The organism is Streptomyces sp. DT2A-34 (assembly GCF_030499515.1).
GTDB lineage: Bacteria > Actinomycetota > Actinomycetes > Streptomycetales > Streptomycetaceae > Streptomyces.
The window spans coordinates 9,266,947-9,282,328 of the sequence record NZ_JASTWJ010000001.1 but is presented as its reverse complement, the minus strand read 5'-3'; the positions used below and the strand labels follow the sequence as shown (position 1 = coordinate 9,282,328).

The following is a 15,382-nucleotide window of genomic DNA, read 5'->3' as shown; positions in this document are numbered from 1 at the left end:
GGACCCTAGACGGCAGCGGTCTGTGCCTCGACCGGTGCCGTCTCGCGGGTGGTGTTCTTGCGCACCAGCAGCGGGGTGACCACGGCGCCGAGGAGCGAGGCGCAGCCGCAGATCACCACGCCGACGGCCATGCCGTGGCCGAGCGCCGACTGGGCGGCCGCGCGGGCGCTGTCGCTGCCGGCGTTGACGACGGCGAGGTGTCCCGCCGCCTCCATGCCCGCGTCGGCGCCGCTCAGCTTGCCCACGAGCACACCGGACGCGGCGCTCATCGCGAGGGTGCTGATGACACCGGCCCGAGTGCCTGGCCGAACTCGCGCACCAGGCTGGTGGCACCGCTGGCCATGCCGGTCATCCGGATCGGTACGGCGTTCACAACGGCGGAGGTGAGGGAGGAGACGACGCAGATGAAGTCGATGCCGAGCAGCAGCACCGGGCCGATGAAGGCGGTCAGGGAGGGGGTGGTGATGGGGAGCGCGGCGATCCAGAACTGGCCCGCGGCCATGGGCAGCAGACCGCCGGTGAGCAGCCAGCGGGCGTCCACACGGGTGAGCATCTTGCTGAGCACGGGCGCGAGCAGGAGCGGGATCAGCTGAAGGATCACGAAGGGCATGCCGGCCCGTAGCGCGCTGAGGTGCATCACCGCGCCGAGGCGGATCGAGACGCAGTAGGCGGTGCCGATGAAGCCGAACATGCCGACCAGCGCGACCACGGCGGCCGCCGCGAACGACGGGATCCTCAGCAGATCCAGGTTGAACATCGGCGACTCGGAGCGCAGTTCGGCGACGACGAACCCGACGAGTGCCACCGCGGCCAGCGCCAGCGAACCGGCGATCGCCGGGCTGCTCCAGCCGCGCTCGCCGCCCTCGATGACGCCCCACAGCAGCGCGGTCAGTCCGACGGCGATGGTGATCTGGCCGGGCCGGTCCAGCGTGCGGCCCTCGGGCGCCTTGGAGTCGGTGACCAGGAACCAGGACGAGACGCCGACGACCAGGCCCAGGACGACCGGCGGCACGAACGCCCAGCGGAAGTCGGCGACCGTGGCGAGGACGCCGGAGGAGAGCGGTCCGATGGCCGAGGCGATGGAGATGCTCAGCGCCCAGGTCGAGACGGCCTAGGCGCGGTCCTTCTCGTCCGGGGTGGCCGCCGCGATCACCGCGAGCGAGCTGGGGAAGAGCGCGGCGGCACCAACCCCCGCGAGGGCCTGGCCGGTCCAGAGCATGGTGATGTTCTGGGACGTGGCGTTCAGGAGTTCGCCGAGGGCGAGGACGAATCCGCCGAGGACCAGGAGCCGTTTACGTCCGAAGAGATCGCCGAGCACACCGAAATTGAGCTCGAGAATGGCCGTGGGGAGGATGAAGGCGGAGGTGACCCAGGCGACCTGGGAACCGGAAGCTCCGAAAGCGGCCTGTATTTCCCCGTTGATGGGCGAGGGAACGGTAATACACAGCTGCGCGGCGACAACAGCCAGACAGCAGGCTATGAGCGTGCCCCTGTCGAGTCTTTTGAGAGCGTTCGTCATTCCGTACTCCATCTCACGGGGAAGCAGTGGCGCTGCGCTCTATCAGTTCGATGAGATTTCCCCCGGGGTCGGCGACCCAGGCCATTCGGACGCCTGGCTCCGGTGAGGGTCCGGGTTTCATGACCTCGCCGGCCCCGTGGGCCACGAGGGCCACGAGGGCCACGAGGGCCTCGTGGACGAGGTCGAGTTCGGGGGTCGTGACCGCGAAGTGCCCGTACCCCTCGGTGCGGGCGGCCGTCACCGGGTCCGGCGCCCTGAGGCCGGGGGCGGAGCCCGCTCTGGCGAGGAGTTCGAGGCGCCAGCCGTCCGGATGCTCCAGGACGACACCGCTCGGGCCGGGCCCTTCGAGACGGAACTCGAAGACGGTCCGGAGCCCGAACGCCCCCTGGTACCAGGCGGTTTGGGCGGTCAGGTCGCGTACGTTGACGCCCACATGGTCCAGTCGGACGCGCACCGCGGCTCAGCCCGCCATGGCGCTGTCGCCGCCGTCGACCATGAGGTTGGCGCCGTTGACGAAGGCCGCCTCGTCGAAGCACAGGAGGGCCGCGACCCGGGCGATGTCCTCCGGCTCCCCCACCCGCCCGACCGGAATCCGCGCCCCCAGCTGCTCCTTCGGGCCGTTCGGGTCGTCGAGGAAGGGGGCGGTCGCCGAGGTGCGGGTCATGCCCGGGGCGACGGTGTTGACGCGGGTGCGGTGCGGCGCACCGGCCGCGCACAGGTGCTTGCTCATCGCCGGCACCCCGCCCTTGGCGGCACCGTGCGGCACCATCGGCATGAACCGCGCACCCCGTACGGCCGCCACGGAAGCGACGTTGAGGACGGCACCCCCGCCGCGCGCGATCAGGTGCGGCCAGGCCGCCCGCGTACAGAAGTACGGGATGTCGAGCTCGTTCCTGAGGGTGAAGTACCAGTCGTCGGCCGCCATCGTCCCGAAGGGGCCGTTGCGCAGCGCGGAGGCGTTGTTGTAGAGGATGTCGATTCCGCCGAAGGCCTCGATGCCGGCGTCGACCCATTCCCCGGCGCCTGCTTCGGTGGACAGGTCCACGGGTGCGACGGAGCGCATGGCGCCGCCTGTTTTCTCGACGAGTTCGACGGTCTCGGCCGCACTGTCCTCGTCGATGTCGCAACCGAATACGAGGGCGCCCTCGGCCGCGAATATCCGTGCCGCGGCCCGGCCGATTCCGGCTCCCGTGCCGCTGATGAAGGCGATTTTCCCGTCCAGTCGACCCATGATTGCCCAATTCCCTTGTTCCGTGCCGCCGAAGTGCGGTGGTGGCAGCGCAGGGAGGGCCTTTGACCGGAACAAGAAATGCGCCGGAGAAGGGGCATCGGGGGTTCGTATGGCTGGTATGCGGCGAACAGTCGGGCGACCGTCGAACGGATCGACCGTAAACGCCAGGCCGCGCCACCCCTTCCGGCCCATAGAAATATCCACCAGCATGAAGGGCCCTGAACGGGCGGTCAGGGCAGAGAGTGCTGGGGGTAGGACATGCAGCGCACCATGGGGAAGCACGCCGTCGAGTGGCTGGCCGCGGCTGCCGCGGATCCTCGGGCGTGCAAACAGCAGTGGGACGACGGCGCGGACGCGGTCCTGCTGGAGGCCGGGCGGCTCTGGGACGTCCTCACCGTGCCCGAGCACCTCGGCCTGAGCGCCCTGGATCTCCTGAGACGCGCGCGGTTGCGGGGGTCCGGCCCCGTCCTCGTGAACTGCGGGGCGCGCAGGGTCGGCTTCTTCCTGCCGCCCGATCGGGCCACCGAGTGGGTCGGGCCCGGCGTAAGGCATGTCGGCAGGGGATCATGGGTTGCCGTTCCGCCGCCCTACCGGTCCTCCGGTTGGCGCCTGGAGTGGCTGCTGCCACCCGACGGCACCGGCGCCCTGTACGACCCGGCCGTCGTGGAGCTGGCGCTGCGCGAGGCCGGCGGCACGCTGGCCGTGCCGGCGCGCGTCAGTCGGCCGTGAGCGGGGCGGTGACACTGACGCGTCCGCTGCTCCCGTCCCACTCCCACACGGCCGCCGGGCCGGGAAGGCCCCGGGGGACGACGACGGCCGGTACGCGCTCGGCCGTCTCGACGCCCGGCTCACCCGTGGGTTCGGCGGCGACGGCCCGGGCCGGTCCGGTCCACCGGCCGACCGCCCAGGAGGTGACGGCCTGCCCTTGACCATCGGCGGCGGCAACGGAATTCCACCAGGTGTCGCGGCGGCCCGGAACCGCGCGGCCGTTGGCGCGCCACTCCGCGACCAGCGCCGCGTAGATCGACGATCGGCCCGGAAGACCGGTGGCCGGTACGACGTACGACTTGGGTGCGCCATCGCTTCCGAGGACACGCCGCGCCGTCTCAGTGCTGTCCATGCCGTTCAAACGCCGAGGCGTGCGCCGGTGGTACGCCTGCCGCCCCCGCTACCACCCAGTCGAGTGAGACCATCCCCCGGATGGAGCCATGGTGCGCTCGACCCACACGGTCCGCCCTCGTTCGAGACAGGAGCCGCTTCCTTGGACCTACGACACCACGTCCCCTCCCTCTTCGGCGTCCGCGACGACGCCGACGACACCCCCGACTGCCCGTGGTGCGCCGCGTTGCGTGAGGCGAGCCTGCCGCCGACGGCACAGCCGTCCAAGTCACCGGGCCGACGGCACGATCCGTATGTCTCGGGAGCCCAGTACGACGACTGGTGAGGACGGTCCGGTTCAGCGCCGCGCGTCGTGGGTGTGCGGGGTGCGCCGGTGCAACCGGGCGGCGAGTACGGCGACGTCGTCCTCGGCGTTCCGGGCGTCGAGGCGGTCGAGCACCGTGTCGATGATGTCCTCGACGCCTGCGGCGGACGCGAAGCCGACGCCGGCCAGCCGGTCCAGGGACTGGTCGATGTCCTCGCCGCGGTGTTCCACGAGCCCGTCGGTGAACAGCAGCAGCGTCTGGGTGGGGTCCAGCGGATAGGTGGCCGGCTCGTAGCCGCCGAGGCCGGTACCCAGGGGCGGGCCGACCGGCACCGGCAGCAGTGAGGTGTGCCCCTCCGCGTCGATCACGGCCGGGGGCAGGTGGCCTGCGCCGGCCAGGGTCACCTGGCCCCGGTCGGGGTCGAGGCGCGCGATCAGGCAGGTGGCCGGGCGGCGCTCCGGCTCCGCGCAGGCGATGTCGTCGAGCTGGCGCAGCACGCGGTGCGGCGGCAGGTCGGCGGAGGCGATGTAGCGCAGGGCGGAGCGGTAGGCGGTCATGTCCACGGCCGCCTCCAGGCCGTGCCCCATGACGTCGCCGACGACGAGCAGCGTCCGGCCGAAGTGCAGGCGGACCGTCTCGCACCAGTCGCCGCCGACCAGGGCGCTCTGCCCCACGGGCAGGTAGCGGATGGCGACGTCGACGTTCGGGTGCGGGCGGCCGGGTTCGGCGAGCAGGGCCCGCTGGAGCTTGCCGACGATGCCCCTGACCCGGTCGTGCTCCCGGGCGTGCCGGATGTGGGAGGCGGCGCGGTCGACGAGGAGGGCGAGCAGCTCGGCCTCCTCGCGGGTGAACGGTGCCGGGTCGCGGGCGCAGACCAGCACGCCGTAGCGGTGCTCGCTGGTGGCCATTGGCACGCAGAGCGCCGGTCGGGCGCGGCCGGGCGCCGGATACGGCCCCTCGCCCTTCCCCGGACCGGCCGTTTCCCGTACGGCGGTCAGGGCCCACCGCACGTCGGGCAGCACCGCGGGGTCGCCATGGACGGCCTCGTACGCCGCCCCGCCTTCGCCGCCGCCCCGGAGCACCGCCGCCGTACCGCCCACCTGCCCGACGGCCTCCCGGGTCAGCTCGGCACAGGTGGTGCCCTCGTCCAGCGTGGTGCCGATCCGGGCCGCCGACTCGCGCAGCGCGGTCAGCCGGGACGGCGCACCGAGGCCTTCCTCGGGTACGCCGCCCGGCGCGACGGACTCCGCCGTCACCGCCCTATGGAACGACTGCAACCAACGCACCACATCAAACAGCCTAAAAGGCTGATAAACCCACATAAGCAACGCACCCGTGCCCCAGCCTCTGGCAGGCACCCGACAGGTCCCCGTCCCCGCCGAACGCGTGCACAAACGGCGTGCGGGTGGTGACACGGCGGGGTCGGACAGGCCTGGCGCCCCGGTCAGCTCCGGCGTACACCGCTGTCGTGGGGGCGCGTGCCCTGCCATCTGCCTGTTTGGCGCGCGGGCGCTCGCCCCATACGGGGAATTGGGCTGCGGGCGTATGGCCGCGGCACCTGGCACCCGGTGCACTAGGGCATCGCCCGGTCACGGCCGTCCCGGGCGTCGGCGCACCACTGAGGAGGCTTTTGTTGGCACTCACGGAGTGGACGAAGTCAATGGAATGGCTGGCAGCGGCGTCGGAGGACCCCGGCGCCTGCAAACAGGAGTGGCAGAACGGCAGTACCGGAGTCACGCTCCTGGCGGCCGGACGGTTCTGGGACGTGCTGATCGTCCCGGAGGAACTCGGGCTGCGCGTCGCCGACCTCCTGGAGGAGCTGCCGCTGCTCGACTCGGGCCCGTGCCTGCTGGACACCCGACGCCGTCACGTCGGCTTCCTGCTGCCCCCGGAACCGCAGACCCTGTGGATCGGCACCGGTGTGCGCCTCCTCGGCGCGGGTACGTGGATCGCCGCCCCCGCCCCGCACTGCCGCTGGGGCGCGCTGCGCTGGCTCGTCCCGCCGGACGGCACCGGCAGGCTGACCATGCCCGAGGTCCTGGAGGTGGCCCTGCAGCGCTGCGCGAGCGAGCTGTCCCGCCTCCAGGGCCACCCCGGCCGGGCCGCCTCCGCCCAGCCCGCCCGCACGGCACCGGACGAGGGGCAGGACTACGGGTCGCAGCTGGTCCGCCAGTGCGCGTCAGGGGAATACGCCCGGCCTTGACCGGCCCGGCCTTGACCGGACTGATCCGGATCCGGACCGCCGTGGTTCGGCTACCGCCGCAGGACTCCCGCCGGCAAGCGGCGCCTCGAACCGCAGCATCGACGAACACCTCCGCAGCCGTCCTCGACGAGCGCCACGGCGCCGACGCGCTGAAGTGAGTCTCCGGGGTGCCCTCCGGGACATGGGTGTCCACGGTCACTTTCTCTGCGTAAGTTCGGCCGAAGGCCGCCTACCCCCACCGGGCGCGGCCGGGCACACTGAGGCGTTGGCGGGCCTCGACCAGGCGTCGCCGGGCCCACCGTGGCCGCGGTGCTCCGACCCTGACCTACCGTCCTCGGGAGACTTCAGTGATCCGAGCACGCCGTAACGACGTCAGACGGCCACGGCTGATGGCCGCGGTGTTGAGCCTGCTGGTGGTGACCGCTCTCGCGGTCTCCGGCACCGGCGCGGCCGCGGCGCCCACGGCCGACGCCGCACCCGCCGCCGCCTCGGTGTCCGGCGTGGCCTCGGCCGTCGAGGCCCTGGGCATCGCGGGGACGACCTGGGCCGTCGACGAGCGCACCGGGAAGCTGCGGGTTCTCGCCGACTCCACGGTCGCGGACGCGGACCTGGCCAGAATCCGGCGGGCCACCGGGCGTTTCGCGGGTGCCGCGACCCTCGAACGGCTCGACGGTCGGCTGCGCACCCTCCTGTCGGGCGGCGACGGCGTCTACGCGGCCGGTTGGCGCTGCTCGGCAGGGGTCAACGTGCGAAGCGGCTCCACCTACTACTTCGTCACCGCCGGCCACTGCACCGACACCATGCCCACCTGGTACACCAGCTCCGCCATGACCACGACGATCGGCCCCACCACCGGCACCAGCTTCCCCGGCGACGACTTCGGTGTCGTCCAGTACTCCAATCCGGCCGTACCACGCCCCGGCACCATCGGAACCGTCGACGTCACCGGGACCGCGACCGCCTACGTCGGCCAGAGCGTCTGCCGTCGGGGAGCGACCACCGGTGTCCGATGCGGCGTGGTCACCGCGCTGAACGTGACCGTCAACTATGCGAGCGGAACAACCGTCCACGGATTGATCCAGACCAACATCTGCGCCGAGCCGGGCGACAGCGGCGGCCCTCTTTACGCCGGCGACAAGGTCATCGGCATCCTCTCCGGCGGCTCCGGGAACTGCGCCACGGGAGGGACCACCTACTACCAGCCGATCCAAGAAGTTCTGAACGCCTACGGGCTGTCCGTCTACTGACGCAGTGTGACGGCTCGGCGCCGGCGTCACGCGTGGGTCTTCTGCTTCTCCGGAGCCCCGGGAAGGTTCCCGGACGAGCCGGGAAGAACTCGGTGACGCCCCGGCGGGTCGGCTCCGGCATCCGGCATCCGGCATCCGGCATCCGGCATCCGGCATCCGGCATCCGGCGCGTGACGGCCCGGAGGGGAGTACGGTTGCGACACCGAGCGCACCTCGCGTTTCGGCGTCGCCCTCGGGCAGGGCACAGGCCGGCGTACATCGGATCCGGCCGGAAATGAGCCGCATCATGCCTCCTGGCTCGTCCTGTCACGCCGTCTTCCGTATCCGGTCCCGCGCAGCGCGGTAGCGGATTTCCCGGCTTCCGGAATGCCCCGAGGCATCCCGGCATCTCGCGCACGGCCCTGGACCGATCAGCACGACTCTGAACCGATCAAGAGGATGCGGGACGCATGTATTCACAGGACTCGATCTCCGGCCGCCGCCGCGGCCGTGCCGAACCCACCGCGGAGATGCTCTCCGGACTGGCCTGCCTCATCTGCGGAACCGACTACCGCAACGCCCCCGCCCCGGAGACGGTGGTGGTTTCCCACCGCGACGACAAGCAGCTCCTCGCCTGCCACGGCACGTGCGCACGCATGGCGAGCGGGTCGGTCACCGGGCTGGACGAACCGCCCCTCCCGCTGGCCGAGCGAATCCGCAGGCACCGGGCCGACGGATCCTGACCCGGATATCGGGCAGCCACCACAAGCATGCCGAGAACGAAGCGAACGAATGATGAGGAAGCGAATGAGCCTGATGAGTCTCGGAGTACTCGCCTCCTCCCGCAAGGAGAACGAGTTCCGCCTGCCGTTGCACCCCGCTCACCTCGACCGGATCGCCCCGGACGTACGCGAGAGGATCTTCCTCGAACAGGGCTACGGCGAACGGTTCGGCGTAGCTGACGACACGCTCGGACCGCTCGTGGCGGGCTTGCGCTCCCGCGAGCAACTCCTCGCCGAATGCGACGTGTTGCTGCTGCCCAAACCCATGCACGACGACGTCGCCGCGCTGCGTGAGGGCCAGGTGCTGTGGGGATGGCCGCACTGCGTGCAGGACGAGAGGATGACCCAGCTCGCCATCGACAAACGGCTGACCCTCATCGCCTGGGAGGCCATGAACCACTGGACGTCCACAGGCGCCTTCAGCGTCCATGTGTTCCACAAGAACAACGAGCTCGCCGGCTACTGCTCGGTGCTGCACGCCCTGCAACTCGGCGGACTGACCGGCAGCTACGGGCGGCGTCTGCGCGCTGTGGTCATCAGCTTCGGCGCCACGGCGCGCGGAGCGGTCACGGGTCTGGGTGCCATGGGAGTCTCCGACGTCACGGTGCTCACCCAGCTCGCCGCGACAGCGGTGGCCTCGCCGATGCCGTCGGTCGTGATGGGCCACTTCGAGCAGCAGGAGGACGATCCGTCGCGCCTGCGGGCATTCACCGGGGCCGGTTCCGTGCCGCTGGCGGAGTACCTGGCCGGGTTCGACATCATCGTCAACTGCGTCTTGCAGGACACCGACGCGCCGCTCACGTTCGTCACCGACGAGGAACTCGCCCTGTTCCGGCCGGGGACCTTCTTCATCGACGTCGCGTGCGACGAGGGCATGGGCTTCGCGTGGGCCCGTCCGACCACCTTCGGCGAGCCCATGCCCACGGTGGGATCGGGCTGCCACTACTACGCGGTGGATCACAGCCCGTCCCACCTGTGGAACTCCGCCACCTGGGAAATCAGCGAGGCGCTCCTGCCCTACCTGCGCAAGGTCATGAGCGGCCCCACGGCATGGGAGGCCGACCCCACGGTCAGAAAGGCCATCGAGATCCGCGACGGCGCCGTCCAGAACCCGAAGATCCTCTCCTTCCAGCACCGGACAGCCGCCTACCCCCACACTCCCGAGGCCCCGGCGCCCGCCCTCACCCCGGTACTGCACTCCGCCGCGCAGCCGGCCTGACACACCCAACCGGGCGTGTCACTTCCCCTGCGGGGGTGTCACTGGACGGGCACGTTGATCTGTCTGCCGCAGGAAGGGCGGTTTCGGGTTCCATCCGCTGGCGTGCTTCGGTACCTGGACGGGAGCGCGTTCAGTTACGCGTTCGTGGACTGCCGTGGGTACGGCGAGGCGATGGATATCCCTGGCGCATACACGATGGAGGAGGTCGCGGCGGACGCCCTCGCCGGCGGCCGACGACCTCGACTGGAACACTTTCTCGGTCATCGGTCACTCCATGGCAAGGCGGCCCAGCTGATGTTGCTGGATGCCCCCTCGCGGGTCCGCTCGGTGGTCGGCATCTCGCCGGTACCGGCGTCCGGGTTCCCGCTCGAAGGGGAGATGTGGGAGCTGTTCGCCGGGGCCGTGGAGGATTCCGGCAACCGCAGGACGATCTTTGACGTCACCACCGGCAGTCGTCACGACGATCTATGGCTGGATGCCAGGGTGAGAGGCTCGGAACGCTCCTCGTCTCCGGACGGACCGTTGCCCTCGGCGATCCGGGCACCGGCAAGACCGAGGCCGCCGTCCTCACCGCGCTCGAAGCGCTCGCGCACCGGCGGAGCCTGGGTGAGGAGGCACGGCAAAGTGTGCCCGTACCCATACTGATCACTCCGTACGGGTGGGACGCCCGGCAGCCGCTGCACGACTGGGGCGCCGATCGGCTGACAGGAGGCTCTGCCGTGCTGCGCGCGGGAGAGTTCGGGCCCGCTGCCGCCCGGCGACTGGTCGAGGGCGGTCGGATAGCACTCTTCTCCCGACGGCCGCGGCCACCACACGAGGGTGCCGTCCACGATCCATAACCGCTCAACGGCATCCTGCGGCGCCCTCACCGGCTCGATCGAGGGGCCTCGCAGCAGCGGTCGGCACGTCCTCGCGTTGCCGCCCCGGAGACGTGGCCGGCTTCATCCGCGACAGCCGTCGCACGCCGAGCAGGCACTTCCCGCATCCGTCGTAGGGGCATTCGATCATGTTCAGGTCCGTACCGCGCAAGGCTTCTCCGTTTCGAACACGCAAGGTACGGAGATTGGGCGGCCACACCCAGGACGATCTTGCTCACCCCAGGAAGCTCAGCCGCACCTGACGGTTGGGGTTGTCCCGGTTCGTGTCCACCAGGCACACGGACTGCCACGTCCCGAGCTCCAGCCGTCCGCCCAGGACCGGCAGCGTCGCGTGGGGCGGGACGATCGCCGGGAGGACGTGGTCGCGGCCGTGGCCGGGGCTGCCGTGGCGGTGTTGCCAGCGGTCGTCGGCGGGGAGGAGGGTGTGCAGGGCGGCCAGGAGGTCGTCGTCGCTGCCGGCGCCCGTCTCGATGACGGCGATGCCGGCCGTCGCGTGCGGCACGAAGACGTTCAGGAGGCCGTCGCGGCCCGCCGCCGCCTCCTGCAGGAAGGCCTCGCAGTCGCGGGTGATGTCCACGACCCTCTCCGAGGAGCCGGAGGCGACGTTCAGAACTCGGGTGGTGAAGGCGTCTGACATGTCGTCCATCCTTGCCCATGCAGCGGAGTTCACGCGTCAGGGGACGGCCCGGGACGGCCGAGCCGTGATACACGGGGTCCACTTGGCGAGACGCCGTTGACCGTCGCCGCACCATCTGGCTACTTTCAGCGGCATGTTGCGTTCAGCCCTGCTCACCACGCGCGGTCACATCGACCTGCTGCGGGTGGCCTCCGCCGCGTGTCGTCGCGGCCGCTGACGCCCCTCTTCTCTCTTCACCCCCGCTTCCTGCGCGTACCCGCCCGGTCCTGATCCGATCCGGCGACGCCGAAGCGCGTCCCCATCAACGCTCATCGCCCCCCTGGAGCACTCATGAGCATCAGCCATGCCCCACCCAGCTCTGCCGAGACGGATATTCCCCTTAAATCCGGCCTTGGGAACCCGACCGCCGTCGACGTCGTCCCCCTCCTCCCCACCTCCTCCCGCCGCACCCGCGTCCCCCGCTGGCTGCGCCGCACCACCGGCCCCGCCCTCCTCCTCGTCCTGTGGCAACTGCTCAGCAGCACAGGCCTGTTGACCCCCGACGTCCTCGCCTCACCCGGCCGCATCGCCCAGGTCGCGGGTGATCTGATCGCCGACGGCTCACTGCCCTCGGCCATGGGCACCTCCCTCCAGCGCGTCGCCGCCGGGCTCGCGCTGGGCACCGTCGTCGGGACCGGACTCGCCCTTGTATCGGGCCTGTTCCGGATCGGTGAGGACCTCGTGGACGCGCCCGTGCAGATGCTGCGGACGGTGCCCTTCGTCGGGCTCATCCCGCTGTTCATCATCTGGTTCGGGATCGGCGAGGCGCCCAAGGTCGCCATCATCACCCTCGGCGTGACCTTCCCGCTCTACCTCAACGTCTACGCCGGTATCCGCGGTGTGGACGCGCAGTTGATCGAGGCCGGGGAGTCCCTCGGGCTGTCCAGGTGGGGGCTCGTGCGGCACGTCGTACTGCCCGGCGCGCTGCCGGGTGCCCTGACCGGCCTGCGCTACTCGCTCGGCATCGCCTGGCTCGCGCTCGTCTTCGCCGAGCAGGTCAACGCCGACTCCGGCATCGGGTTCCTCATGGTGCAGGCACGGGACTTCCTGCGGACCGACGTGATCGTGGTCTGCCTGATCGTCTACGCGTTCCTCGGCCTGCTCGCCGACTTCATCGTCCGCTCCCTCGAAAGGCTGCTGCTGCAATGGCGACCGACGTTCACCGGCCGGTGAGTCCCCAGGCCGCACAGGTCACGCAGGCCGTGCACGTCGAGGGGCTGACCCGCTCCTTCGACGGGCGTGCGGTCATCGACCGGCTTCAACTCGACGTCCGGCCAGGCGAGTTCGTCGCTCTCCTGGGCCGCAGCGGCTGCGGCAAGTCCACCCTGCTGCGCATCCTCGCCGGCCTCGACCGCGATATCGAGGGCACCGTCCTGGTGCCGCGCCGCAAGGCAGTCGCCTTCCAGGCACCGCGACTGATGCCGTGGAAGAAGGTATGGCGCAACGTGCTGCTGGGCCTGCCGGGCAAGCCCGGCCGTGCAGTCGCCGAGCACGCCCTCAAGGAGGTCGGCCTGGACCACCGTACGGACGCCTGGCCCAAGACGCTCTCCGGCGGCGAGGCACAACGCGCCTCGCTCGCAAGGGCGTTGGTCCGCGAGCCCGATCTGCTGCTGCTCGACGAGCCGTTCGGCGCGCTCGACGCGCTCACCCGCATCAAGGCCCAGCGCCTGGTCGGCGAGTTGTGGCAGCGGCGCGGCTGCGCGGTCCTGCTCGTCACGCACGACGTCGAGGAGGCCGTACTCCTCGCCGACCGCGTCCTCGTGATGGACGACGGGGTCATCGCGCACGAGCAGCGCATCGACCTCGACCGCCCCCGCGACATCACCGACCCCCGGTTCGCGGAACTGCGCGCCGGCCTGCTGGAGCGCCTCGGCGTCGACACCGCCGCCGAAGCAGCCTGAGCCCCCCCCCGGTCCTCCTCCCCCCTCCCCCAGTCTTCCTCCCCCCAGCCCTCCTCCCCCCAACTCCCTTCCTCCATCCCTTAGTTCCACAGAACGGATTCGTCATGCGACGTCGCCTCGTCCCCGCCGCACTGCTCCTCCCCCTGGCCCTGCTCCTGTCCGCCTGCGGAGGCAGCTCGTCGGCCTCGACCGGCGGCGACACCGACGGCTCGGGCTCCCTCACCCTCAACGTCGGTGACCAGAAGGGTGGTTCGGAGGCCATCCTGCGCGCCGCCGGAGAGCTCAAGAACCTCGACTACAAGATCAAGTGGTCCACCTTCTCCTCCGGCCCGCCCCTGCTGGAGGCGGTCAACGCCAAGGCCGTCGACATCGGCGGTGTCGGCAACACCCCGCCGGTCTTCGCGGCGGGCGCGGGCTCGAAGATCACGGTGGTGGCCGCCTTCCACGGCGCCTCCAAGGGCGACGCGATCCTCGTACCGAACGACTCGAAACTGACGAAGCCCGAGCAGCTCAAGGGCAAGTCGATCGCCGTGGCGCAGGGCTCCTCCGCCAACTACCAGCTCGTCGCGTCCCTCAAGGCGGCCGGGCTGAGTCTGAGCGACGTCGACGTGAAGTACCTGCAGCCCGCCGACGCCCTGGCCGCGTTCACCGCCGGCGAGGTCGACGCGTGGGCCGTGTGGGATCCGTACACCTCGCAGGTGCTCGTGGCCAGGCAGGGCAGGGTCCTGACGACCGGCGACGGGATCACCAACGGCCTCACCTTCCAGGTGGCGGCGCCCTCCGTCCTCCAGGACAAGAAGAAGGCCGCCGCGATCAAGGACTACCTGGAGCGGCTGCGGCGTGCCACGGCGTGGGTCAACGGCCATCAGGAGGAGTGGGCCAAGGTCTGGGCCAAGGACACCGGGCTGCCCTACGACGTCGCGCTGGCCTCGGTGAAGCGCACCAACGCCACCCGGATCTCGGTCGCGGTCGACAAGCCCCTCATCGCCTCCGAGCAGGAGATCGCCGACACCTTCACCGAGCTGAAGCTCATCCCGGAGAAGGTGGACTTCGGCGACTTCGTGGACCCGCGGTACAACGGCGACCTGCCGCCGTCCACCACCGAGGCCCGCGCCACGGAAGGTTCGTGACATGACCGTCCATCTCCACTGGTTCCTGCCTACCGGCGGCGACGGCCGCACCCTGGTGGACCGGCACGCCTACGGGCCCAACCAGGCCGGGAGGCCGAGCGGCGTACGCGCCCCCGACATCGAGTACCTGGCCCAGATCGCCAAGGCCGCCGAGCGGTTGGGCTTCGAGGCGGTCCTCACCCCGACCGGCACCTGGTGCGAGGACGCCTGGCTGACCACCGCGGCCCTCGCCCAGCACACCGAACGCCTCAAGTTCCTGGTCGCGTTCCGGCCTGGTCTGATCTCGCCGACGCTCGCCGCGCAGATGGCGGCGACCTACCAGCGCGTCACGCGCGGGCGGCTGCTGCTCAACGTCGTCACCGGCGGCGACTCGGCCGAGCAGCGCCGCTTCGGCGACCGCCTCGACCACGATCAGCGGTACGCCCGTACGGACGAGTTCCTGTCCGTCGTACGCGGGGTGTGGCGCGGTGAGCCGTACGACTTCCATGGCGACCACTACCAGGTCGACGGCGGGCTGACCGCGCTGCCGCCGGACCCGGTGCCGCAGCTCTTCTTCGGCGGCTCCTCGCCGGCGGCCGGGCCGGTCGCCGCGCGGCACGCGGACGTCTATCTGACCTGGGGCGAACCGCCCGCGCAGGTCAAGGAGAAGATCGACTGGATTCGGTCGCTCGCCGAGCGGGAGGGCCGTACGGTCAGGTTCGGGATCCGGCTGCACACCATCTCCCGCGACTCGTCCGCCGACGCCTGGTCGACCGCCCACCGGCTGCTCGACGACCTCGACGCGGACACGGTCGCGGCGGCGCAGGCGGCGCTCGGGCGCAGCGAGTCGGTGGGGCAGCGGCGCATGCTCGCCCTGCACGGCGGCTCCCGCGACGATCTGGAGATCTACCCGAACCTCTGGGCGGGCGTCGGTCTGGTCCGGGGTGGTGCGGGGACCGCGCTGGTCGGGAGCCATGCCGAGGTCGCCGAGCGGATCGAGGAGTACCACGCGCTGGGGGTCGAGCACTTCGTGCTGTCCGGGTATCCGCATCTGGAGGAGGCGTACTGGTTCGGGGAGGGGGTGATTCCCGAGCTGTCGGCGCGCGGCTTGCTCGGCGGTACGGCCGCGGAAGCCGACGCCGGGGCCGGTGTTCCGCTGCTCGTCGCGGGCGGGCGCTGATCTCGCTGATCTCGGGAGCCGTCGGGGAAGATCC

At 71.0% G+C, this 15,382-nt stretch carries 18 protein-coding genes and 1 pseudogene; 11 read left to right on the top strand and 8 right to left on the bottom strand.

Annotation, left to right across the window (positions count from 1 at the left end; genetic code table 11):
• Positions 1–5: 5 nt before the first annotated feature.
• The 4 genes and pseudogenes from QQM39_RS41455 to QQM39_RS41440 form a co-directional block, all read right to left on the bottom strand.
• Complete coding sequence (locus QQM39_RS41455) at positions 6–269, bottom strand: hypothetical protein (protein ID WP_302002717.1); 264 nt, start codon at positions 267–269, stop codon at positions 6–8.
• Positions 266–1,519: pseudogene (locus QQM39_RS41450) on the bottom strand (MFS transporter). The gene QQM39_RS41455 and the pseudogene QQM39_RS41450 overlap by 4 nt, the downstream one beginning before the upstream one ends.
• A gap of 13 nt (positions 1,520–1,532) precedes the next feature.
• The gene (locus QQM39_RS41445; RefSeq protein ID WP_302002716.1) at positions 1,533–1,973 is read right to left on the bottom strand and encodes a VOC family protein; all 441 of its coding nucleotides are present in this window, start codon (positions 1,971–1,973) and stop codon (positions 1,533–1,535) included.
• 6 nt (positions 1,974–1,979) lie between these two features.
• Positions 1,980–2,750, bottom strand: a complete 771-nt coding sequence (locus QQM39_RS41440; RefSeq protein ID WP_302002715.1) for an SDR family NAD(P)-dependent oxidoreductase — start codon at positions 2,748–2,750, stop codon at positions 1,980–1,982.
• Between the two features lie 258 nt (positions 2,751–3,008).
• On the opposite strand from QQM39_RS41440, the gene QQM39_RS41435 reads away from it, so the two are divergent.
• Complete coding sequence (locus QQM39_RS41435; RefSeq protein WP_302002714.1) at positions 3,009–3,479, top strand: hypothetical protein; 471 nt, start codon at positions 3,009–3,011, stop codon at positions 3,477–3,479.
• Here QQM39_RS41435 and QQM39_RS41430 read toward each other — a convergent pair.
• Positions 3,466–3,870, bottom strand: a complete 405-nt coding sequence (locus QQM39_RS41430; RefSeq protein WP_302002713.1) for a hypothetical protein — start codon at positions 3,868–3,870, stop codon at positions 3,466–3,468. The genes QQM39_RS41435 and QQM39_RS41430 overlap by 14 nt on opposite strands.
• 141 nt (positions 3,871–4,011) lie before the next feature.
• Here QQM39_RS41430 and QQM39_RS41425 point away from each other — a divergent pair, with 141 nt between their 5' ends.
• Positions 4,012–4,194, top strand: coding sequence for a hypothetical protein (locus QQM39_RS41425; protein WP_302002712.1), 183 nt, complete (start codon positions 4,012–4,014; stop codon positions 4,192–4,194).
• 12 nt (positions 4,195–4,206) lie between these two features.
• Here QQM39_RS41425 and QQM39_RS41420 read toward each other — a convergent pair whose 3' ends face one another.
• Positions 4,207–5,430, bottom strand: a complete 1,224-nt coding sequence (locus QQM39_RS41420; RefSeq protein ID WP_302002711.1) for a PP2C family protein-serine/threonine phosphatase — start codon at positions 5,428–5,430, stop codon at positions 4,207–4,209.
• 404 nt (positions 5,431–5,834) lie between these two features.
• On the opposite strand from QQM39_RS41420, the gene QQM39_RS41415 reads away from it, so the two are divergent.
• From QQM39_RS41415 to QQM39_RS41400, 4 genes are all read left to right on the top strand, one after another.
• On the top strand, positions 5,835–6,377 hold the full coding sequence (locus QQM39_RS41415; RefSeq protein WP_302002710.1) for a hypothetical protein: 543 nt from the start codon (positions 5,835–5,837) through the stop codon (positions 6,375–6,377).
• A 389-nt stretch (positions 6,378–6,766) separates the two neighbouring features.
• The gene (locus tag QQM39_RS41410) at positions 6,767–7,624 is read left to right on the top strand and encodes a S1 family peptidase (protein WP_302003908.1); all 858 of its coding nucleotides are present in this window, start codon (positions 6,767–6,769) and stop codon (positions 7,622–7,624) included.
• 449 nt (positions 7,625–8,073) lie between these two features.
• On the top strand, positions 8,074–8,346 hold the full coding sequence (locus tag QQM39_RS41405; protein WP_302002709.1) for a hypothetical protein: 273 nt from the start codon (positions 8,074–8,076) through the stop codon (positions 8,344–8,346).
• 64 nt (positions 8,347–8,410) lie between these two features.
• Positions 8,411–9,604: a N(5)-(carboxyethyl)ornithine synthase gene (locus QQM39_RS41400; protein WP_302002708.1), complete on the top strand. Its 1,194-nt coding sequence runs from the start codon at positions 8,411–8,413 to the stop codon at positions 9,602–9,604.
• 455 nt (positions 9,605–10,059) lie between these two features.
• Here QQM39_RS41400 and QQM39_RS41395 read toward each other — a convergent pair whose 3' ends face one another.
• The gene (locus tag QQM39_RS41395; RefSeq protein ID WP_302002707.1) at positions 10,060–10,434 is read right to left on the bottom strand and encodes a hypothetical protein; all 375 of its coding nucleotides are present in this window, start codon (positions 10,432–10,434) and stop codon (positions 10,060–10,062) included.
• A 262-nt stretch (positions 10,435–10,696) separates the two neighbouring features.
• Positions 10,697–11,119: a secondary thiamine-phosphate synthase enzyme YjbQ gene (locus QQM39_RS41390; protein WP_302002706.1), complete on the bottom strand. Its 423-nt coding sequence runs from the start codon at positions 11,117–11,119 to the stop codon at positions 10,697–10,699.
• Between the two features lie 133 nt (positions 11,120–11,252).
• Between QQM39_RS41390 and QQM39_RS46385 the strand changes: the two genes are divergently transcribed.
• The 5 genes from QQM39_RS46385 to QQM39_RS41370 all read left to right on the top strand — a co-directional run bounded on the left by QQM39_RS46385 (position 11,253) and on the right by QQM39_RS41370 (position 15,348).
• On the top strand, positions 11,253–11,336 hold the full coding sequence (locus QQM39_RS46385) for a putative leader peptide (protein ID WP_313884353.1): 84 nt from the start codon (positions 11,253–11,255) through the stop codon (positions 11,334–11,336).
• 113 nt (positions 11,337–11,449) lie between these two features.
• A complete protein-coding gene (locus QQM39_RS41385; protein ID WP_302002705.1) occupies positions 11,450–12,331 on the top strand; it encodes an ABC transporter permease in 882 nt (293 codons plus the stop codon).
• Entirely contained in the window at positions 12,304–13,059 is a 756-nt protein-coding gene (locus QQM39_RS41380; protein ID WP_302002704.1) for an ABC transporter ATP-binding protein, read from the top strand. Before QQM39_RS41385 ends, QQM39_RS41380 begins: the two co-directional genes overlap by 28 nt.
• Positions 13,060–13,163: 104 nt before the next feature.
• Positions 13,164–14,189 (top strand): ABC transporter substrate-binding protein, encoded by a 1,026-nt coding sequence (locus QQM39_RS41375; protein ID WP_302002703.1) that lies wholly within the window; start codon positions 13,164–13,166, stop codon positions 14,187–14,189.
• 1 nt (position 14,190) lies between these two features.
• On the top strand, positions 14,191–15,348 hold the full coding sequence (locus tag QQM39_RS41370; protein ID WP_302002702.1) for an LLM class flavin-dependent oxidoreductase: 1,158 nt from the start codon (positions 14,191–14,193) through the stop codon (positions 15,346–15,348).
• Positions 15,349–15,382 lie beyond the last annotated feature (34 nt).

Bases quoted from the DNA above. Each gene is read 5' to 3' on its own strand.
- QQM39_RS41415 (WP_302002710.1), top strand. From the start codon at position 5,835: ATGGAATGGCTGGCAGCGGCGTCGGAGGACCCCGGCGCCTGCAAACAG.
- QQM39_RS41410 (WP_302003908.1), top strand. From the start codon at position 6,767: ATGGCCGCGGTGTTGAGCCTGCTGGTGGTGACCGCTCTCGCGGTCTCC.
- QQM39_RS41400 (WP_302002708.1), top strand. From the start codon at position 8,411: ATGAGCCTGATGAGTCTCGGAGTACTCGCCTCCTCCCGCAAGGAGAAC.
- QQM39_RS41455 (WP_302002717.1), bottom strand. From the start codon at position 269: ATGAGCGCCGCGTCCGGTGTGCTCGTGGGCAAGCTGAGCGGCGCCGAC.
- QQM39_RS41380 (WP_302002704.1), top strand. From the start codon at position 12,304: ATGGCGACCGACGTTCACCGGCCGGTGAGTCCCCAGGCCGCACAGGTC.
- QQM39_RS41440 (WP_302002715.1), bottom strand. From the start codon at position 2,750: ATGGGTCGACTGGACGGGAAAATCGCCTTCATCAGCGGCACGGGAGCC.
- QQM39_RS41370 (WP_302002702.1), top strand. From the start codon at position 14,191: ATGACCGTCCATCTCCACTGGTTCCTGCCTACCGGCGGCGACGGCCGC.
- QQM39_RS41405 (WP_302002709.1), top strand. From the start codon at position 8,074: ATGTATTCACAGGACTCGATCTCCGGCCGCCGCCGCGGCCGTGCCGAA.
- QQM39_RS41375 (WP_302002703.1), top strand. From the start codon at position 13,164: ATGCGACGTCGCCTCGTCCCCGCCGCACTGCTCCTCCCCCTGGCCCTG.
- QQM39_RS41390 (WP_302002706.1), bottom strand. From the start codon at position 11,119: ATGTCAGACGCCTTCACCACCCGAGTTCTGAACGTCGCCTCCGGCTCC.
- QQM39_RS46385 (WP_313884353.1), top strand. From the start codon at position 11,253: ATGTTGCGTTCAGCCCTGCTCACCACGCGCGGTCACATCGACCTGCTG.
- QQM39_RS41435 (WP_302002714.1), top strand. From the start codon at position 3,009: ATGCAGCGCACCATGGGGAAGCACGCCGTCGAGTGGCTGGCCGCGGCT.
- QQM39_RS41385 (WP_302002705.1), top strand. From the start codon at position 11,450: ATGAGCATCAGCCATGCCCCACCCAGCTCTGCCGAGACGGATATTCCC.
- QQM39_RS41430 (WP_302002713.1), bottom strand. From the start codon at position 3,870: ATGGACAGCACTGAGACGGCGCGGCGTGTCCTCGGAAGCGATGGCGCA.